Genomic DNA, 2,978 nt, shown 5'->3' with positions numbered 1-2,978 from the left:
GCGCCACCCACGCCGTGCTCGCCGACGTGACGGGTCCGCCGCTGGCGCGGGCCCTGGACGGATTCTGGACGCCAGGCCTGAGCCAGGCGCGCCTGCGCGCGCTCGCCGCGCCGTCCGCGACGCCAGCGACCCCGGATCTGCTACTGCGAATGTTCGACCCGCCGCCGGTCACAGTGCGCGGCAGGGACCTCCGCGACGTCCTGGCGCCTGCCTACGAGCAGCTAGGCGCCGACGACTGACCCGGCCGGGTTACGCCGACCAGGCGCGCTGCATTGCCTCGGGGAGGCCCCACCAGCCGAGCGGGGTCAGCCGGTCGTCTTCGTCGATCGCGCCCAGTACGCTCCACATGGCGGTGACGTGCAGGAACAGGCCCTCGACGCTGAGCTCGTCGAATTCGTCGAACTCCTCGAGGTCGTCGGCGTCATCGAAGTCCCCGAAGCTGGCTGAGTCCGGTTCCTCCTCCAGGTCAACTTCGTCCTCGTCGTCTTCGTCGTCCACGTCCTCGAAGCCGGCCAGCTCGCCAGGATCGAAGTCACTGACGTACCTGGCGAGGTCCGCGGCCGACGCCGGCGTGCCAGGTCCGCCGGTGATCAGCGCCGACATGACCGCTAGCCAGTCGAAGTGATCCAGGGCGGCGACCGCGGCCATCGCGGCGGACATCTCGTCGGGCTCGTCGTCGTCGTCTTCGTCGTCGGGACCGTTGTCCTCGGCGCCGAAGTCGAGGTCTTCGTCTTCGGCCCACTCCATGGCGCGGGCGAACTCCTTGTCCTCTTCCGAGAGCGGGTCACCCTGCGGGGAGGCCACCGAGGTGGCGAGCGTCAGCCACATCTCTGTGTCATCCGGGGGCAGCGCATCCGCGTTCCGCCCGCTGAACGAGATAAGCATCTGCCCGGGCCAGCCGGGGCGGGCGATGTCCGCGCGCAGCCTGGCGGTCGCCGCTACCAGGTCGGCGGCGGGCAGCGGCCTGTCGCCTGCGGTCTGGAGCATCGCGCGCAGCGCGGACAGGGCCTCCTCGTCAGCCGCCGCCCAGTCGGCGAGGAACGCCTCGTCCTGCTCGTCGAGCAGCGCCGTCATCGGCACCCGGCCATCGGGCAGCGGAGTGGTCATCCACTGCTCCTGCAGCGTGAGGTATTCGCGGCGTTCCCCAGCGTCCCCCGCGGCCAGTTTGTCCGGGTCGATTCTCCCGGCGGCCAGGCACTCCTCCAGGTAGCTCACCAGCCGGACGTGCATCTCCTCTTGGAGCGAGCTGCGCTGGGCCGGCTCCTCCCAGACGTGCAGGCCGATAATCCCCGTCGGTTCCGTTCCGGTGGCCTCAAGCCAGCCGTGCACGTCCCCGAACGTCGCCTCCTGATCCCTGATCTTCTGCAGGATGGCTTCCGCGGAGTCCCAGAACGGCGCGGACAACGGGTTGCCGGCCGCGAGCAGGCCCCGCCTGAGGCCGGGAAGTGACCTGAGCGCGTCGTCTGGCGCCACGCTGAGCAGTGCTATTGCGACATCGCGCCGCCGCAGTTCACCGAGCGGGCGCCCGGCGAGCTCAGCAACACGGTCAGCTTCGAGTTCCACGCCTCGCAGCGTACGACGCCCAGGTCCCACCGCGCACTGCCCTCCGTCTTCCGGTAGCTCTTACAACTCGGTCCGGCCGCCCAGGTACGGGCGGAGAACCTTCGGAATCTGCACCTTCTGGTCTGCGGTCTGGTAGTTCTCGACGAGCGCGGCGAGCAGCCGCGGCGTGGCGATCGCCGTGTTGTTCAGCGTGTACGCGAACTTGACGGTCCCGTCGGTGTCGCGGTACCTGATGCTAGCCCGGCGGGCCTGCCAGTCGTGCAGCGACGAGCAGCTGTGCGTCTCGCGGTACGCGCCAAGCGACGGCATCCAGGTTTCGATGTCGTTCATCCGGTACTTGCCCGCGCCCATATCGCCGGTGGAGATCTCTACCACCTGATACGCCAGGCCGAGACCCTGGAGCAGGTGCTCGGCGGCGTCGAGCAGCTCGGCGTGCCACTGGTCGGATTCCTCGTCATCGGCCCTGCAGATGACGAACTGCTCCACCTTCTCGAACTGGTGCACCCGCAGCAGCCCCCGGACGTCACGGCCGGCGCTGCCCGCCTCCCGGCGGAAGCACGGCGAGATGCCGGCGTACCTGATCGGCAGTGCCCTGGCGTCGAGGATCTCACCGGCATGCAGCCCGACGAGGGCGACTTCCGCGGTGCCAGCGAGGTACAGGTCGTCGGCGGGGATCGCGTAGGTCTCTTCGCGGTGCGCAGGGAACTGCCCGTTGCCGATGAGCGGCTCCTCCCGCACGAGCGCGGGGACCGAGATCGGCATCAAGCCGAGCTCGATGAGGTAGTCGAGCGCGTAGGACAGCATCGCCCGCTCGAGCAGCACCATCTCGCCTTTCAGCGCGTACGCTCGCTCGCCTGACGCCTTCCTCGCCCGGCTGAACTCCGCCCAGTCCCGGCTTTCCAGCAGCTCGACGTGATCCTTGGGTTCGAAGTCGAAGGCCGGCTGCTCGCCCCACGTCCTGATCGTGACGTTGGCCGACTCGTCGCCCACCGGCGCTCCCGTCCACGGGACCATCGGGGTACGCAGCAGCAGCGCCTGCAGCCGCTCGTTGACGTCAGTGAGCTGCTCGCGGACGCTCCTCAGGTGGAGGTCCTGCTCCTCGTGCTCGGCTCTCAGCTTCTCCCTGGTGGCCTCGTCGGCCCTGCCGAACTCCCTGGCGAAGCTCTTCCGCTGGGTCTGCGCCTCGTCAAGGTCACGCTGCAGTTCACGGCTGGACTGATCCAGGCGGAGCAGCTCGTCGACGTCGAGGTCGATGCCCTTGACCCGGACCGCGGCCTTCACGGCCTCGGGATTGTCCCTGATGAATCGTCTGTCCAGCATGGTGACGTGTCAGTCCTCGGTGCGAACTTGGCGGACAACTGTTGCGACCAAAACGCTACCAGGAGTGGCGGCCCGCGCGCTGACGCTGGCGATGC

General features: G+C 68.9%; 2 protein-coding genes and 1 pseudogene. 1 reads left to right on the top strand and 2 read right to left on the bottom strand.

Going from position 1 to position 2,978, the window contains the following annotated elements:
• Positions 1-239: pseudogene (locus WA805_RS22000) on the top strand (hypothetical protein); the annotation flags it as partial.
• 10 nt (positions 240-249) lie between these two features.
• Here WA805_RS22000 and WA805_RS21995 read toward each other — a convergent pair.
• Both WA805_RS21995 and serS read right to left on the bottom strand, forming a co-directional pair.
• Positions 250-1,563: a hypothetical protein gene (locus tag WA805_RS21995; protein WP_425243273.1), complete on the bottom strand. Its 1,314-nt coding sequence runs from the start codon at positions 1,561-1,563 to the stop codon at positions 250-252.
• Positions 1,564-1,623: 60 nt separating this feature from the next.
• Entirely contained in the window at positions 1,624-2,883 is a 1,260-nt protein-coding gene (gene serS / locus WA805_RS21990; RefSeq protein WP_422285406.1) for a serine--tRNA ligase, read from the bottom strand.
• Positions 2,884-2,978 lie beyond the last annotated feature (95 nt).

Origin of the sequence: Trebonia sp. (assembly GCF_049794275.1) — a bacterium.
Lineage (GTDB): Bacteria > Actinomycetota > Actinomycetes > Streptosporangiales > Streptosporangiaceae > Trebonia.
The sequence above is the reverse complement of the archived record's forward strand: the minus strand, read 5'-3'. Positions and strand labels throughout refer to the sequence as shown.

What these genes read in the sequence shown, in the direction of transcription:
- serS (WP_422285406.1), bottom strand. Translation starts at nt 2,883, where the DNA reads ATGCTGGACAGACGATTCATCAGGGACAATCCCGAGGCCGTGAAGGCC.